This is a genomic window from Streptococcus parasanguinis, from assembly GCF_001073155.1.
GTDB classification, from domain to species: Bacteria; Bacillota; Bacilli; order Lactobacillales; family Streptococcaceae; genus Streptococcus; species Streptococcus parasanguinis_D.
Map to the genome: position 1 here is coordinate 21484 of NZ_JVEE01000025.1, position 16211 is coordinate 37694.

Annotated in this window: 6 protein-coding genes and 3 pseudogenes; 7 read left to right on the forward strand and 2 right to left on the reverse strand. The window is 41.4% G+C overall.

The features are described from left to right. Positions 1 to 41: 41 nt before the first annotated feature. Positions 42 to 3956, reverse strand: coding sequence for a glycoside hydrolase family 66 protein (locus tag ADH92_RS03210; protein ID WP_049497071.1), 3915 nt, complete (start codon positions 3954 to 3956; stop codon positions 42 to 44). 239 nt (positions 3957 to 4195) lie between these two features. Here ADH92_RS03210 and ADH92_RS11500 point away from each other — a divergent pair. The 7 genes and pseudogenes from ADH92_RS11500 to gltX all read left to right on the forward strand — a co-directional run bounded on the left by ADH92_RS11500 (position 4196) and on the right by gltX (position 14724). Continuing rightward, positions 4196 to 7035: pseudogene (locus ADH92_RS11500) on the forward strand (LPXTG cell wall anchor domain-containing protein). A 160-nt stretch (positions 7036 to 7195) separates the two neighbouring features. Continuing rightward, the gene (locus ADH92_RS03220) at positions 7196 to 8062 is read left to right on the forward strand and encodes an ABC transporter permease (RefSeq protein WP_049497072.1); all 867 of its coding nucleotides are present in this window, start codon (positions 7196 to 7198) and stop codon (positions 8060 to 8062) included. Further along, positions 8059 to 8823, forward strand: coding sequence for an ABC transporter ATP-binding protein (locus tag ADH92_RS03225; protein WP_049497074.1), 765 nt, complete (start codon positions 8059 to 8061; stop codon positions 8821 to 8823). Before ADH92_RS03220 ends, ADH92_RS03225 begins: the two co-directional genes overlap by 4 nt. Before the next feature lie 798 nt (positions 8824 to 9621). Further along, positions 9622 to 10164 (forward strand): hypothetical protein, encoded by a 543-nt coding sequence (locus tag ADH92_RS03230; protein ID WP_049497077.1) that lies wholly within the window; start codon positions 9622 to 9624, stop codon positions 10162 to 10164. A gap of 203 nt (positions 10165 to 10367) precedes the next feature. Further along, complete coding sequence (locus tag ADH92_RS03235; protein WP_049497079.1) at positions 10368 to 12029, forward strand: ribonuclease J; 1662 nt, start codon at positions 10368 to 10370, stop codon at positions 12027 to 12029. A gap of 70 nt (positions 12030 to 12099) precedes the next feature. Then, a pseudogene (locus tag ADH92_RS03240) lies at positions 12100 to 12881 on the forward strand (alpha/beta hydrolase). A gap of 385 nt (positions 12882 to 13266) precedes the next feature. Then, the gene (gene gltX, locus ADH92_RS03245) at positions 13267 to 14724 is read left to right on the forward strand and encodes a glutamate--tRNA ligase (RefSeq protein WP_049497081.1); all 1458 of its coding nucleotides are present in this window, start codon (positions 13267 to 13269) and stop codon (positions 14722 to 14724) included. Between the two features lie 267 nt (positions 14725 to 14991). Here gltX and ADH92_RS03250 read toward each other — a convergent pair. Further along, a pseudogene (locus ADH92_RS03250) lies at positions 14992 to 16194 on the reverse strand (IS110 family RNA-guided transposase). Positions 16195 to 16211: the final 17 nt, after the last annotated feature.

Sequence of the window (16211 nt, forward strand, 5' to 3'; positions counted from 1 at the left end):
TTGGAACAGAATTCCATAGGAAGTTTCTTTTTGTTTTAGAGCTACTCTTGTTTCTTTTTGTAAGAGATAAGACTGGCCAAACCTGCCAAGATGCCAAGTCCAAGTAGGGCTAGCTGAGAGGTTTCTTCACCTGTTGCAGGTAGGTGAGTTCCTTCTTGAGTGGTGTTAGGAACAACTTCAGGGAGTTCCTCTGTTTGGCTTGTAGTTTCAAGAGGTTTCTCCTCTTCTTTATTAGTAAGAAGTGGTGATCCCTTTTCTTCATGAGCATCAGTCGTGTTTACTTTTGTCACGGAAGGAAGAGGGCTAACTGTTTCTTCTTTTTCTGTTTCTGGGGATGGTTGTGGAGTAGGAATTTCTTTGACCTTGTAGGCAAAGATCAAGATGGTTGTCCCCACTTCTACCTTCCCAGTTTGATCAGCTGCACCGATCCGTTCGTAAATGTGGCCGTCGTAGGAGATCTCATCTGGTGCGCTAGCGACGTAATGGGTTCCATTGTCCACATTCGTTGCAACCGCAAGTTCTGGTTGCAATTCAGTGCTCGTATCTTGGATGACAAATCGCGCGATGACCGTCCCCGTAGCTAACTTGTAATCATAGATGACCGTTTTCATTCCCTTAGTGACTGTGCCACTTGGATCAGCAGAATCAGCACGGTGGCCAACTAGATGGTAGATACGACCATCTTTTGTGATTTCTGTTGGGGCCTCACTGGTGTACTTGGTGCCGGAATCTACCTCTGTCACAAGGTCTTGCGCCTCTTGCAGATCAGTGTCACTTCCCTCAGTGAGGAATCGTACTCTGACAGATCCTTTGGTGATGGCATAGGTAATAGTAGTATCAGCTGTTGGAGAATCAGGGCTTGGAAGAAGATAGCCTTTGGTCTCGTCAAGAGGATCCACAAGGTTTAAGACTTGTCCACGAGCATCTTTTGGTTCTAACCCTTCAATATATGGTAAAGTTGCAGTTGGCGCTGAAATAGCAGTTGGATTAGAAGAATCATTTAAATATGGAATCTCTTTAATAGCATTTGATGGTTCTTTTCCTGATGCATAACTAATTGTATAAACACCGACTGGTCGGTAGACAACAATATCAGAAATGTCATCAGATTCAGCTAGGATTCCAGTATGACCTCCAGATTTATTAAGATCAGGAGAGATTGTTGCATTTGATTCTTTAGATACGACAACATATCCATTTTTGACTGGATTTTCATAATCTGCGAAAGTAGTACCGTCTTTAGTCACCCAATCTTCAAGTGTTGTTTCTCCAGTTACCAAATTGATAGTTCCTTTTCGGCTAAAGTTTAAACTATCTGTTTTTGAAACGATGTCAGCTTCTTGACGATTGTTACCATTCTTATCTTCAGTAACATAAGTGATAGTACGAGTTACTTTTTCTGATAAATGATTGAGATCACTAATAGATTTTCCATTTGGAGCTTTAGGAGTTGGATAGATGCTACCATCGGTATCTCCTGGAACAACTTGGCCAACTCGAATTGGTTGTGTTTCAGAAAAATCTACAATTTTTGGTGTAAAGCGAACAATGAATTCCTGTACGCCATCACCATTAATGTTTGAAGCATCTCGGTCAAATTTTACTGGTCCATTTTTATCAAATTCGTTCTCAACTAGTTTATAACCTTGTTTCAGGTATTTAGCAATCGTATCTTTTGTTGAGTAGTCAATCTTTTCACCAGTATGGCCAACAAAGTCGCTTGAACGTTCCAGTTCTTTACCATTTTCATCTTGATAAATAACACGGGCAACTTCATTAAGTTTGACATAGAGCATATCCCATACATCCAGGCTAGGAACATCAATTGCAGCCATCCATTGACCAGCCCCGCTATCATAATATACATTAGCAGTAGTTTCGCGAAGTTTAATATTATACTTTCCATCTACTGCATCTGGGGTAGCCCAGTAGATATTCGCATGTTCGGCCTGATCTTTTGAAATTTTACCAAGTGGTACAAAAGCTTGGATGTTAGTCAGTTTGGTAGTGGAGTTAACAGCGCTGTTCCATTTATTTTCGGTAATGCCGACCAAATTGATCAAGTGAGCAATCCGATCACCTGTCTTGGTTTCTTTTGTAATGGTATAAACAGTTCCAGGTTGAACCCCGTCAGCATTATCCAGGTTGGATCCGATGAAGTTGCCGTTGACCAGTACATTTGTATTGTCTACAATCCGACGAGTATCATGCGCCAAGGTGTCGCGTCCACGAAGGAGTTCTTGGTAGGCAACGATAAATTCTTGGTAGTTAAATTCTGCATTAGCAAAATCAGCATTGACTGGTAAGTTTTGATTGAGGTACCATTCAGCCTGAATAACACCAAAACCTTTTTCATCTTGAGATGTATTGAGAGCAGCAGTGGTCATATGATAACCTCCACTTGCTGCAATAATTGCATCTGTTAGTAATTCATTGTCTTTGCTGAGTTTTGCTGCATTTTTTTCACGGTGAGTATAAGCAGCGATAATTGGAGATTTTCCGTTGTATAAATCTCGCATACGCTCAGTCAAGCGTGTTAAGGCTTGATAGGTAGAATCATAGGCGATGCTATCTCCCCAAACTTCCGCGTAAGGTGCAGAGACATTGGTTTTTCCTAATCGATCAGCATCTCCAGTAGAGATATCGTTGATCATGAAGTCATAGCCTTCTTTTTTGAGGGCCTCTGTTGCAGCTGCGGCTAGTTTTGGATAGTTTTCACTTAAAGAGAAAGCTTTTCCAGGTTCGTTAACTTTTTCAACCAAGTTAGTCCCCATAGTGTCCCCTTGCCAACCATCGAAGCCACCTTCTTTCATGGCTTTTAACATCACATTGATGATAAAGTTTTGCCAGTTAGGATCTCCTGGATCAAGAAATTGTTGGATGTCTGTTGCAGTAATATCACCAGTCTTTCCAAAGTTGAAGTGATCTTGTAAGTTACGTACGATAGCACTTTTTACTTGGTCTGGGATTTTTTCATCAAGAGACACAGCGTAAATCATGTTATAAAGCATAGCTTTAGCACCAGTCGAATGGACATGAGAAACCAACTCTTTAACGGCATCTGTGTCAATAACTGGTAAGTATGTTTTACGTTTTTCGGGGTCAGTCTCACCTTTCGGAATCAAGAAAGTAGCCCAATCTTGTGTGAATCGTTCAACATTAGCTGGGAATGGGTTGGCAGGTGTATTATAAACGTCGTAGAAGAAGTAGTTATTGATGTGCATATTGGCCAATTGGTCAATACTATTTTTATATCCTTCCACTTGCTCTTTAGTGATCGAATTGTGATTGTCTTTTGAACCTGCTACAACACCATAACGTGGATATACAGTCCAATCATCTTCAACTGATAGACCAGCCACCTTGTGAAATTCTTGTTTTCCATCAGCATTCTTTCCGATGACGTCAATGAGATAGCCAGAGTTTGGAGAGAAAACAGAGCTTGGAATGACAAGTGAATTTCCTGGAGCATTTTTCAACTCATAAATAACTTTGTCTAAATGAGACACTGTCAAATCAGACGAAGTTACGTCAGGATTATTGATTGAGATGCTAACATCCTCACCACTTTTATATGTGGCCTTATTAAATGTTACATCGTTTTGGATTTTTGGTGTGTTATAAGTACTTGTTGCCGCTGAAGTACTACGAGTTGTTGGTTCAGTGGCACTTGCAGTTTGAGGCAAAGATGATGTCTCTTCACTTGAGGAAGTCTTTGGGTTTTCCTCACTAGTTGTTGTAGTAGGTTGCTCACTAGTGGTTTCAGTACTAGTGGCTGGTTGACTTGATGTTGTTACGTTTGTTGTTGAAGTTGTAGTAGAAGCAACTTCATCTGCCATAGCAACAGAACCTAACATCAAGGAACCAAAGACCGTAATCATAGATACAAGTACTTTATTTCGCTTACGGAAATAGCCATGACCTTTTTCTTGAGAAAAGTTATTTGAAAATTTCATTATATCCCCCAATCATTAAATTTTGTTAGTTGAAATTATACGACATATCATAGGAAAATGTCAACAATAACGTAAACTTTTTGAAATCAAAATAAAAAACTCCTGAAAATAAAGTAAAAAAACAAATAAAAATACTTGACTTTTAAAATAATTTTTGTTACGATTTTTCTGACATCGAAGAACAAAAATTCTTTTTGCTTGAGAAGCATAAATAAAAAACAATTAAAAAGGAGTTTATCATGTCATCGTTAAAGAATAATAAAACGATTAAGTATGCCTTGAGAAAAACCTCAGTTGCTTTTGGTTCTGTTGCAGTCGCAACAGTTATTGCTGTTGCAGGTATTGCTGTTGCAGGTATTGCTACAGTATCTGCCGATGAAACTTCATCAGCAACTACACCTGTTACTTCAACTACAACAGTAGCTGGAGAAGAAACAAAAGAAGTTGCGGTTCCAGAGAAGTTGGAAGAAGCTAAAACTGCTGCCACAAATGAAGGTCTTGAAGTTAAAGAAACTGAGACTAAAAAGCAAGATTCTGAGGAAGCTGCTGCTAAAGATTACGAAAAACAAGTTACTGATATTAATAAAACTGTAGCTGATTATAAAACTGAAGTGGCAGCAAATCAAGAAGCTTACGAAAAAGAAAAAGCTGAAGTTGATGCTAAAAATGCTGCTACACAAGCAAACTACGATAAAGAGCTTGCAGCTTACAACGAAAAACTTACTGCTTACGAAAAAGAATTGACTGAAAAAACAGCAGAAAAAACAGCAGTAGAAAAAAGTAATGAAGAGCACGTGTTGCTTATGAAAAAGCGCTTGAAGAATATAACACAGCTCTTGCAGCATATAATGCATCTGTAACAGCAAATCAAGAAGCTACTGAAAGTAATAAATTAGCTCAAGCAGATTATGAAGCTAAATTAGCTGAATACAAGACTAAAAAAGCTGTTTATGATGAAGCGCAAGCTGCTTACTTGATTGAACTTGAAATTTACAACAAGAAAAAAGCACAATACGATGATGCTAAAGATGCCTTCAATAAGATGGTTGCAGAGCGTGGTGGAAATCCTGAGAAATACAAACAAGATTTGACATTCCTCTCTGAAGAACTTGCTGATGGCGAAACAACTAAAATCACACACCAAACAACTGGATTAACAACTTACTTGACAAAAGAAGGTCATTCTCGTATGTACGGCGATGGGAAAGCTACAAAAATGTATGAAACAAAGAATCTTCAAGATTCTGATTTGACAACTACAAATCCATATGCCAACAATGAAATTGAGTGGGGAGTTGTAAAAGTCGGAGACAAATTTGATGTGACATACACAGGACTTACTCAAGCTAAAATTGTAAAAGGTAGCGAAGAAAAACGTATTGCAAAAGTTGTTTATAAATACGAAGTGAAGAGCCTTCCATCATCAGATGGAAAAGGAATCGTTCAAATTTATAACGATCCAGCAGTTACAATGACAATTGGTAGCTCAACAGATACTGAAAACCCAGTAACTGTTGGTGTTGACATTGAGTTTTACGATGAAAATGACCAATTAATTGATTTGTCACAACACAATGCAATCCTTGCCCTTAACTCACTTAACCACTGGAATGGTGCATCTTATGTTGAAAATGACAAACCTCGTCCTCTAGTTGTTGAAGCTAAAGATAGCGAAGGCAATACAGTTCGTGGAACTTGGGATCCATATTCAGATGGAAGTGAACCAAAACTCGATGGTGCAAACGTTGTTGTGAAAAGCGGTAAAGCTGACTTCGGTAGTGCAGAAGTTGATATCAATGCTGATAATCCTTTGAAAATTGTTGCTCAAAAAGCAACATGGGTTGATGATGCCTTCAAAGTAACTGAAGAAACAACAGTTGATGCTACAACAGTGAACGCATCTGGTGGCGGAAATGGTCACTCAGTTGGTACTGAAGATTACACATTTGGTGATAAATCAGATGTTATCGGTTCTTACACTGTAGACGCTACATCAGGTGTTTTGAGATACACACCAAAAATGAAACACCAAGATACTCCTCACGTTGAGTCTGTAAACATTGGTGACAAAGAGTTTATTAAACTTCCAAATTCAAGTGTAGACCAAGATTCATCTACAAAAGAAGTATCTGCTAAAGAACAAAACCAATACATGGATCAAGGTGCTACATTTAATGCAGACTCTTCAAGTCAAACTAAGGGTTGGGATGATCCTACGAGCCCTTACCTTTACTATGGTGGTGCTGCTGTTATTTTGAAAGATGGTCATCTTGAATTTACAGCAAAAGGTGCTAACGCAACAGGCGAAGCAACTATCTATTGGTTCTCTATCAACTCAAACGTTGGCTTCCCTCAAGATCCAGGTGAAGAGCCAGTTAAACCAACAGAACCAACACCTCCAGTTAAACCTGAAAAACCAGAATTGACAGAAGTACCAACTGTTAAAGAAAAACCAGTTCCACCGACAGAACCAGAATATAAAACTGTACCTGTCTTACCAAGTGAACCGGTTAAACCAGAAGCACCTGAGTTGGTGAAGGATCCTGTTAAGAAAGAAACAGAAAAACCAGTTGTTGAATGGAATAAAAATGTTGTGCTTATCAAGGAAAATGAAAAACCACAACCTAAGCCAGAACCAAAACCAGAGCCTAAGCCAGAACCAAAACCAGAGCCTAAGCCAGAGCCAAAACCAGAGCCAAAACCAGAGCCTAAGCCAGAGCCTAAGCCAGAGCCAAAACCAGAGCCTAAGCCAGAGCCTAAGCCAGAGCCAAAACCAGAGCCAAAACCAGAGCCTAAGCCAGAACCAAAACCAGAGCCTAAGCCAGAACCAAAACCAGAGCCTAAGCCAGAGCCAAAACCAGAGCCTAAGCCAGAGCCTAAGCCAGAACCAAAACCAGAGCCTAAGCCAGAACCAAAACCAGAGCCTAAGCCAGAGCCAAAACCAGAGCCAAAACCAGAATCATCTAAGAAATCATTGCCAAATACTGGTTCAGTTGAACAATCATTCATGACTTATTCAGCACTTATTGGTTTAGCTACTGCCGGTTATGCTTTGTCAAGAAAGAAAAAAGAAGACTAAGATTTTCTTTTAATCCTTTAAAAAATCTCACGATTAAAAACCAGAAGGCACAACCTTTTGGTTTTTTATAAAGCATGAAAAGGGAATTGATGACAATTTCCTATAGGTTCTCTTCCATATTTGTGATACAATTAAACTACTATTATCGAAGGGAGAAACTATGATTAATTCAATTGTTTCACAAGGCTTGATTTGGGCAATTTTAGGGTTAGGAATCTTTATGACCTTCCGAATTCTAGATTTTCCAGATATGACGACAGAAGGGTCCTTCCCGCTTGGAGGAGCGGTGGCGGTAACCTTGATTACCAAAGGGGTCAATCCACTCCTTGCGACGCTGGCTGCTATTGGTGCAGGGTGCTTGGCAGGACTTGCGACGGGTCTTCTCTATACAAAAGGGAAAATCCCCACACTCTTGTCAGGGATCCTTGTAATGACATCTTGTAACTCGGTTATTCTCTTTGTCATGCAGCGGGCTAATTTAGGACTTCTGGGCTATAAAAAAATTCAGGAATTTCTTCCTTTTGCCAGTGGGTTCAATGAGATCCTGATTGGCTTGATTTTCGTAACGCTTGTGATCCTTGGTTTGATCTTCTTCTTGGATACACGCTTGGGTCAAGCCTATATTGCGACAGGGGACAATCCAGATATGGCCAAGAGCTTTGGGATCAACACTGACCGGATGGAATTGATGGGCTTGGTCATTTCAAATGGGATTATTGCTCTATCTGGTGCACTGATGGCCCAACAAGAAGGCTATGCGGATGCTTCACGTGGGATTGGTGTCATCGTTATTGGGCTTGCCAGTCTCATTATTGGAGAGGTGCTCTTTTCAAATGTCACCTTGACAGAGCGCTTGCTCAGTATTGCGATCGGATCGATCGCCTACCAATTTTTGATTTGGGCCGTGATTGCGCTTGGCATCAATACCAGCTATATTCGAATCTTCAGTGCCTTGATCTTAGCTATCTGCTTGATGATTCCAACCTTTAAGGGAAAAATCATGAAAGGAGCAAAACTCAGTAAATGACAGCAATTGTAGAATTAAAAAATGTAACCAAAGCCGTGAGCAATGGGATGAACGAAGAAAAAGTCATTCTGGATGATGTTTCCTTGGAAATTCGAGAGCATGATTTTATCACGATTTTGGGGGGCAATGGAGCTGGAAAATCAACCCTCTTTAATACCATTGCTGGGACGCTTCCGGTGAGCAGTGGGAAGATTTATATTTTGGGGGAAGATGTAACCAACTATTCTCCTGAAAAGAGAGCCAAGTACCTATCGCGGGTCTTTCAAGATCCTAAAATGGGCACAGCGCCTCGCATGACAGTAGCGGAAAACCTCTTGGTAGCGAAGTTTCGTGGAGAAAAACGTGGCTTGATTCCGCGTCACTTGGCCAGCTATAAAGAAGAGTTTCAAATGGTCCTTGCTAAGATCGGCAATGGCTTGGAAAATCATATCGACACAGCCGTTGAGTTTCTATCAGGGGGGCAACGACAAGCCTTGAGTCTGTTGATGGCGACACTGAAACGCCCAGAACTCTTGCTTTTAGACGAACACACTGCAGCCTTGGATCCAAAAACCAGTCAGGCCCTAATGACCTTGACCGATGAGTTTGTGAAACAAGATGCCCTCACAGCTCTTATGATCACCCACCATATGGAAGATGCTTTGAAATATGGAAATCGCTTGATTGTGATGAAAGACGGACACATCGTCCAAGACCTCAATCAAGAAGAAAAAGCCCAAATGACCATCGCAGACTACTATCAATTATTTGAGAAAGAATAAGATACAAAGCCCGTAAAATGGGAGTAGGACAGAAGCGACATTACTTAGGTGGTCTGATGTAGAAGTAGTTTGTCTGCATGCTAGAGAGTGGGACAGAAATCGGTAATTCGTTAGAATTCGATTTCGTCGTCCCACCTCCGCACAGTTGAGTAGGGCTGTAAAAGCTGATGAAATCAGCGTAGTATAGCCCACTCAACCACTGTGTCTTGCTCGACAATCCAAAAATAATTGAGAGGCTAGGACTTTTGTCCCATCCTCTTTTCTTTTCCTTAAATCATCTATAAAACCGCATAAAAATAGGAACTAGTTTCAGCTGGAATCGCTTGCAATTGCCTAGGAAGCTGAGTATAATAAAGGTAGAAAGATGAAGAAGGGATTGATACCAATGCCTTATCGAGTTAAAATTTAGGTTACTTCGTTTTAGGCCTGTTTTGCTGATATCTGTTCATGCTCTTATCGTAAAAGAGCAGTCATGTCGTGTGTGTCGGATCGGTTGGACGGTCGGGCAAACCTGCTTAGTTTGTCCGGAGACATAAGAAAACGTGGGAATAGTAGGTAGAAGCTTTTTGTAAAGGTTTTCAAACTTCAATGCGTCCAGTCGAAAACTAATCATTTGGATTTGGGATAGCAAAGAAAACCTCTGGTATTTTACACAAATACTATTAAATGAAATCAACATCATAAACATTGTTTTGTTAGCCAAAAGGTTAATTGCACCAAGTCAGTGAAGCAGACCAGGCCTCTAGTCCCGTAAGACTGGAGGCCATTTTTATAAAATACCCAGGAGGAGGTGAGAGTATGGGATTGTCGTATGCGCAAGAATATAGTTGCCGTGACCATTTTCGGCAAAGAGCTTTTGAGCGCTTTGGCGTAGATGATCAGCACCTGAACAGGTGGATCAACCAACACCTCCCTTCCCTCTCTCCTTATGATAGTAATGTGGTTCAACCCGCCAATACAGAAGCCTATGTAGCTAGTGATGGTGTCATCTTTGTCTGCAATATCAAAAGTCGGGAGTTTATCACCTGTTTTAAGGCAGTCAATTACCAAGAATCTAAGGAAGAAGAGGAAGCTTATACGGACATTCACGAAAGCAATGTCGCTTCCTTCAAAAAAGATGTGAATCACCTGGTCAATCGCTACCGACTCAAGGAAGCCAAAGAGCTGTTTGAAAACATTGGGGAGGACTTGGATGACTTTTATCGCCTGTCCCAAGCAGTCAAGAACGGCCAATTGAGCGAACGAAATAGTAAGCGCCTAGAGGAATTGTTAGGCAAGTTTCATGTGATCAAGGCAGCCATGCGGATCATTGAAAATAAACGGGGAGATTACCATCTTTAGGGTCTTTTCCCCCTAAAAATAGGCGCCTAGAAGCCCTCTCATCTACTTCAGATGAGAGGACTTTTTTGCTGTGGAAAGCTTTTTGAAAAAAAGAGAAAAAAATTGTATAATAAAGTGGATATGCAAGTATTTGCAAAGCTGTAATTCGACTTGGGCGACCAAGGACCGTAAGTATTAAAATAATCACACTAAAGGAGACAACAGTGAGTAGTATTAAATTAGTCACTCTTGGCGGTGTTCGAGAAAATGGGAAAAATCTCTACGTTGCCGAAGTGAACGATTCAATTTTTGTCTTGGATGCAGGTTTGAAGTATCCAGAAAATGAGCAACTTGGGGTGGATGTCGTTATCCCCAACATGGATTATCTATTTGAAAACAAGGACCGCATTGCGGGTGTTTTCTTGACCCATGGTCACGCAGATGCCATTGGGGCCTTGCCTTATCTTTTGGCGGAAGCAAAAGTTCCTGTATTCGGGACAGAGTTGACCATTGAGTTGGCTAAACTCTTTGTAAAAAGCAATGACAGTGTGAAGAAATTCAACGATTTCCATGTCATCGATCAGAATTCTGAGATTGATTTTGGCGATGCCGTCGTCTCTTTCTTCCAAACAACCCACTCCATCCCTGAAAGTATCGGGATTGTGATTGGCACTCCTGAGGGCAATATCGTCTACACAGGAGACTTTAAATTTGACCAAACTGCCAGCGAGTCATATGCGACAGACTTTGCTCGCCTAGCTGAGATTGGACGCGAAGGCGTACTCGCTCTCTTGAGTGATTCGGCCAATGCGGATAGTAATATTCAAGTTGCCAGTGAGCAAGAAGTAGGCGATGCCATCTTAGATACGATTGCAGACTGGGATGGTCGTGTCATCGTAGCTGCGGTAGCCAGCAACCTTTCTCGGATCCAGCAGGTCTTTGATGCTGCGGCTGAGACTGGCCGTCGAGTGGTCTTGACAGGGTTTGATGTGGAAAACATCGTCCGTACAGCTATTCGCTTGAACAAATTGTCTCTTGCCAACGAAAAACTCTTGATCAAGCCAAAAGAAATGAGCCGTTTCGAGGATCATGAATTGATCATTTTGGAAACAGGCCGGATGGGTGAGCCGATCAACGGTTTGCGCAAGATGTCTATTGGCCGTCACCGTTATGTGGAAATCAAAGATGGGGACTTGGTCTACGTCGTTACAACACCATCTATTGCTAAAGAAGCTGTGGTGGCTCGTGTGGAAAACATGGTCTACCAAGCGGGTGGCATTGTCAAATTGATCACGTCAAGCTTGCGCGTGTCTGGTCACGGAAACGCACGGGACTTGCAGTTGATGATCAACCTTCTTCGTCCTAAATATCTCTTCCCGATCCAAGGGGAATACCGCGAATTGGATGCCCATGCACGAGTAGCGATGGAAGTCGGTATCTTGCCTGAGAATATCTTTATTCCAAAACGCGGAACTGTGATGGAGTACGAAAAGGGGGACTTTGTCCCTGCCGGTAGCGTCTCAGCTGGAGATGTTATGATCGATGGGAATGCCATTGGTGATGTGGGCAATATTGTCCTTCGTGACCGCAAGGTCTTGTCAGAAGACGGGATCTTTATCGTGGCGATCACAGTGAATCGCAAAGAGAAGAAGATTATTTCCAAAGCGCGTGTGCACACCCGTGGTTTTGTCTATGTTAAGAAGAGTCGGGATATTCTTCGTGAAAGTTGCGAATTGGTCAACCAAAGCGTTGAAGACTATTTGGCACAAGACAGCTTTGACTGGGGTGAGTTAAAAGGCTTGGTACGCGACAACTTGTCTAAGTTCTTGTTTGAACAAACCAAACGCCGTCCAGCCATCCTACCAGTCGTGATGGAAGTGAAATAATAGTAGAAAACGAAACGCTTGGCAGCCAGAGGCTTGCCGAGTGTTTTTAACAGTAGAAAGAGGAAATCAAATGGCAGTTATGCAGATTGAGTATTATTCAGAAGCCTTGAAGATGGAGTGGGGTGTGTCCGTCCTTTATCCCGATGCATCGCGCGTGGAAGATCCAGCGGATACAGATATTCCAGTCCTTTATCTCTTGCACGGGATGAATGGAAACCACCATTCCTGGTTGAAGCGGACTAATGTGGAGCGCATTTTGCGAAATACCAATCTAATCGTGGTCCTACCCAATACCAATAATGGCTTTTACACAGATACCCAGTATGGCTACAACTACTACACGGCCATTGCGGAGGAATTGCCAGAGACTCTTTCTCGCTTCTTCCCTAATATGACCAAGAAACGGGAGAAGACCTTTATTGCTGGTCTATCCATGGGCGGCTATGGATCCATGCTCTTGGCTCTCAAGACAAATCGTTTCTCCCATGCGGCTAGTTTTTCCGGTGCTCTGAGTTTCCACGATCGGGACTTTGAAAACAATGACTTGGAACAACCAGCTTTTTGGAAGGGATCTTTGGAGAGATTGAGGATTGGACAACCAGTCCCTATTCGCTAGAGACTGCTGCCAAGAAGTTTTCAGATAAGAAGACCAAACTATGGATCTGGTGTGGGGAGCAGGATTTCCTCTATGAGGCCAATAATTTTGAAGTCAAGGAACTAGAAAAGTTAGGTTTGGATGTCACCTATACCCACAGCTCAGGCAAGCACGAATGGTTCTACTGGGAACGTGAGTTGGAGCACTTTTTACAAACCCTGCCAATCGATTTTGAATTAGAAGAACGGTTAAAATAAGATACAAAGCCCGTAAAATGCACAGTGAAAATAGGGAGTAGGACAGAAGCGATATCATTTATAAACGCTTCGTCGTCCTACCCCCACAAGGCTGATTAGGTATTCTTCTGAGCTTAGAAAGCGACAGAAGAATCCAATCAGCTACTGTGTCTTGAATTAATTGCTATTCAGCTTTCGTTTTTGACACAATCCGTAGCCCGTGTTCGTTTAATAAGATACAAATAGATTGGATATAAGTCAGAGCATTTGTTCTGGCTTTTTTCATATATATAGGAAGAAAGGCTAGAAAGGTCACTTATTCATTTCAGTCCTGCTTTCTTTGTGGTATAATAGGAACGATTGAAAAATGAGCTAGAAATAGCGAACAAGATAAGAGGAGAGAAATATGGCAAAAGATATTCGTGTGCGTTATGCACCAAGTCCAACAGGGCTATTACACATCGGAAATGCTCGTACAGCATTGTTTAACTACTTGTATGCACGCCACCATGGTGGAACCTTTATCATCCGTATCGAGGATACGGACCGCAAACGTCACGTCGAAGACGGAGAACGTTCACAGCTTGAAAACCTTCGTTGGTTGGGCATGGACTGGGATGAAAGCCCAGAGACGCATGAAAACTACCGCCAGTCTGAACGTTTGGAACTCTATCAAAAATACATTGACCAACTCTTGGCTGAAGGTAAAGCCTATAAATCTTACGTTACAGAAGAAGAGTTGGCAGCGGAACGTGAACGCCAAGAAGCAGCAGGTGAAACACCTCGCTATATCAATGAATACCTTGGTATGAGCGAAGAAGAAAAAGCAGCTTATATCGCAGAACGTGAAGCAGCTGGTGTGATTCCAACGGTTCGTTTGGCAGTCAATGAGTCAGGTATCTACAAATGGCATGATATGGTCAAAGGCGATATCGAGTTTGAAGGTGGCAATATCGGTGGTGACTGGGTCATCCAAAAGAAAGATGGCTATCCAACTTATAACTTTGCCGTTGTGATCGATGACCACGATATGCAAATCTCTCACGTGATCCGTGGAGATGACCACATCGCCAACACTCCAAAACAACTCATGGTCTATGAAGCGCTTGGATGGGAAGCGCCAGAGTTTGGTCACATGACCTTGATCATCAACTCTGAAACTGGTAAGAAGTTGTCTAAACGGGACACCAATACCCTTCAGTTCATCGAAGATTACCGGAAGAAAGGTTACCTTCCAGAAGCAGTCTTTAACTTTATCGCACTTCTTGGTTGGAACCCTGGTGGGGAAGACGAAATCTTCTCTCGCGAAGAACTTATCAAGCTCTTTGATGAAAATCGTCTCAGCAAGTCTCCAGCTGCTTTCGACCAAAAGAAAATGGACTGGATGAGCAATGAGTACATCAAGAATGCGGATCTTGCGACCATCTTTGAAATGGCTAAACCATTCCTCGAAGAAGCAGGACGTTTGACAGACAAGGCTGAGAAATTAGTGGAACTTTACAAACCACAAATGAAGTCAGTGGATGAAATCGTTCCATTGACAGACCTCTTCTTCTCAGACTTCCCAGAATTGACAGAAGCTGAACGAGAAGTCATGGCTGGTGAAACCGTGCCAATTGTACTAGAAGCCTTTAAGGCAAAACTTGAAGCGATGTCAGATGATGAATTTGTAGTAGAAAATATCTTCCCACAAATCAAAGCGGTTCAAAAAGAGACTGGTATCAAAGGGAAAAATCTCTTTATGCCGATTCGTATCGCTGTTTCAGGGGAGATGCATGGGCCAGAATTGCCAGATACCATCTACTTGCTTGGACGCGAAAAATCAATCCAACACATTGAAAGTATGTTGGAAAAAATCAGATAATTATCAGGAAAGCCTGTAAATGAATTGAACCCCAAAAGTTAGACAGAAAAGATCCAACTTTTGGGGTTCAGTTCATTTTTTTACTTCTTTTTCTACCATTTGTCAAGTATAATACGGTTTCCGACTCACCATTATTCTTGAAAATGTATGAAGAGAATTTTTTGAGGGATAGTTCGAGCCATTTTTCTGATATTTGAGCATAGAAAAATGACACCTTATCTGGCATTTTTTGAAACAAGGTGTTGGAATTATAAGGCTTAGACGACTTTAATGACTTTGAAATAAAGTATAGTTGTAAAGTTTATTATGCATTATAAGATAATACATTATCCTAATGAGACGATGTATAGAGGCAATCGTATGTGGCTTAGTTGAAGTTATCTGCGATTGTCTTTTTCGTTTCTCATTGAAATCTGCGATATGGCAAGGATTAGTATGGCTAGCTGAAGCGATATCGTGAATACATTTGTACAGAATTTTTCTTGCATAAGGATCCCCACGCTTAGTGATATGCTCTTGACCTAGAAAATCTCCCTATTCATAGTGTTTGAGATCAATACCGATAAAAGCGTTGAGTTGATTAACAGACTTAAAATGACGAATATCTCCTAATTCGCCAATAATGCTTGTAGCCGTTGTTTCTGCGATACCAGGAATAGAGAGAAGAATCTCATATTCAGGTAGAGGTTCAGCTAACGCTATCAACTGTTGTAAAACTTGTTCCCGACTGTTTGTCAACCTTATACTCTCCTGTGCATCATACTTAACCTCTTTTATCATAGGAGAGGCTTTTGAAATGCCAGCATAAGATTGCCTCGCCAATCCAACTAATTTCTCAGTCAAGTTACCTACTCTGTTCTCTGAAATGCGTTTAGAGGTTGAGTTGCGAATAGCTTCTTTCAACTCAACTTCTGATAGTTCCAGCACCCAATGCTTGGTTGGGAAGATGGACACGAGATTCCAATATTGCTCACCTGTAGGAGTAGATAGTAGATTCTCGATTTCTGGGAAGGCGACTTGAAGAACTTTGTGCAGCCTATTCTTCGTCCTTACGATATCCTCTGTCAGATTTTGGTAGAATCGGCTAAGATCATGCAAGTTTTGATAGACTTCTTCTTGAACATAAGTTGGCTTACGGTTTAGAACAAATTGTGACGAAGCAAGTTTCTCTGCATCAATCTTATCGGTTTTTCGGACTCGTAATCCATCAAGTTGCTTCTTAGCTTCCAAAGGATTAAGACGTGTATAGTCATAGCTGTTTTCTTCTAGAAAGGCCTGAAGTCGGCGAGAGTATACACCAGTAGCTTCGAAAATAATTTCGGGATTGCTCACGGTCTTTAGATCCTCCAGTAGACGAGAAAATCCGATAATGTCATTAGGCATAGTATAGCCATGAACCCTTTCACCATTCACAAGAATAGCGACTTCTGAGCTTGCTTTACTCACATCAATTCCAAAAACTGTCCGCATTATGTTTTCCTCTTTGT

Excerpts from the sequence above, each read along its gene's own strand:
- ADH92_RS03230 (WP_049497077.1), top strand. The coding sequence starts at position 9,622 with ATGGGATTGTCGTATGCGCAAGAATATAGTTGCCGTGACCATTTTCGG.
- ADH92_RS03225 (WP_049497074.1), top strand. The coding sequence starts at position 8,059 with ATGACAGCAATTGTAGAATTAAAAAATGTAACCAAAGCCGTGAGCAAT.
- ADH92_RS03210 (WP_049497071.1), bottom strand. The coding sequence starts at position 3,956 with ATGAAATTTTCAAATAACTTTTCTCAAGAAAAAGGTCATGGCTATTTC.
- gltX (WP_049497081.1), top strand. The coding sequence starts at position 13,267 with ATGGCAAAAGATATTCGTGTGCGTTATGCACCAAGTCCAACAGGGCTA.
- ADH92_RS03220 (WP_049497072.1), top strand. The coding sequence starts at position 7,196 with ATGATTAATTCAATTGTTTCACAAGGCTTGATTTGGGCAATTTTAGGG.